Origin of the sequence: Nocardiopsis sp. LOL_012, from assembly GCF_048060475.1 — a bacterium.
In the GTDB taxonomy this organism is placed as follows: Bacteria; Actinomycetota; Actinomycetes; order Streptosporangiales; family Streptosporangiaceae; genus Nocardiopsis.
Genome location: NZ_JBHMIV010000083.1, coordinates 1 through 1,529 on the forward strand (window position 1 = coordinate 1; position 1,529 = coordinate 1,529).

The window sequence follows — 1,529 nt, forward strand, 5'->3', positions numbered from 1 at the left end:
ACGACCACTGGCACCTCCACGCCGACATCATCCCCACACCCCCACCCGACACCCACAACACCAGCCACCAAGAACCCACCACCACCGACATCCACGCCTTCCCCGTCCTCCTCCCCGAGACCGGCATCAGCCTGGACACCGACGGTATGCCCGACCTGGTCTGGATGCAGCAGGGCCTGCCACAGCCCGCCCCACCCGACAGCGACACCATCGACCCCGCCCTGCTCACCGCCCAAAACCGCTCTGGCGACACACCGCAGGCCGCTCCCCCCGCCAACGAAGACCTCGAAAACGACGCATCCGTCTCACAGGGCGGCCTCCATGCAGACGGGCTCGACCAGGGCACCTGGAGCCCCGCCCCCGAACCGACCCCGGCCCCCATCTCGGAGCCAGAATCGGATACCTCATCGGTCTCGCCGCCCCCGGGCATCGTCGGACCCGACGGCATCCGCCGCTTCGGCACCGACCTGGACGCGCAAAACTACGCCGAGAACGTCCTCGACAGCCTGGACCACCCACGCGGCTTCTGGAACCTGCCCGAAGAGCAGAACCACCTCTTCCGCGAGTACAGCACCCACGACTGGGTCTACAACGAGATCCTGCGCATCCCCGACCATCAGGGTCGACAGGACCTCCTCTCCAACTGGCTCTCCCAGCGCGGCACCGGCTTCGCCCTCTACGAGATGGTCGGGCTGCGTGCGGTCCACCTCCAAGACATCCAGTACGCCTACCGCAACCGCGTCGCTCCCACCCCCAAGCGGACTCCTATCACACCGGACCAGGCCGACATCGTCGGCCGGATCATGAACTCCCCCGACCCCATGCACGCTCTCGACAACTGGAAGAGCTATGCCGACACGGCCGGCACCCTGCTCCAGATGTTCGGCCACATCCCCACAGTCACCGACATCGAGCACCGTGCCGCCAGACTCGACCTCGCCTTCGCCCCCGCTCTCCTACCCGAGAGCGTCATCACCCACCGCGCCCTACGCGACGTGACCTTCATGGAAAGGAACAACCCGAACAACCCTCACCCCCAGAAGGACCCCCGCTCCCTCATCGACACCCTCCAGACCGAACCCGGCTACATGTCCACCGTCTTCGGCACCAGCGCCCACGTCCCCGGATGGGACCCCCGTCCCTTCCACCTCCACCTCACCCTGCCCGCCACCACCAGAGCCCGATGGATGGGCTACAACGGCCGGCACCCCCAGGAACGCGAACTCGTCCTGGCCCGAGGCACGCGCTACCACATCACCGACGTCACCACCGACGGCGACGGAATCCTCCACCTCAACGCCACCGTTCTGCTCCCCGACGAGCAGAACACACCCCCGGCCCCCGCGGAGAACACCGCAGTATCACTGACAGGGACAGACTGGACCGTGGCAACGGCCCTCCTACCCGAGACCGCAACAAACGACGGCCCCACCCCCACCACAGCCGACACCCTCAACACCTGGACCCACCCCGCTGAGGGCACCGGCTCGTCCGGCTCTGACCACGGCTCCGAACCGGGCGAGTCCGGC

Annotated in this window: 1 protein-coding gene; it reads left to right on the forward strand. The window is 67.5% G+C overall.

Annotated features, from left to right (window positions below; all coding sequences use genetic code 11):
• On the forward strand, nucleotides 1-1,529 hold a 1,529-nt coding region (locus ACFHWE_RS23495), incomplete at both ends, for an ADP-ribosyltransferase (protein ID WP_416604051.1).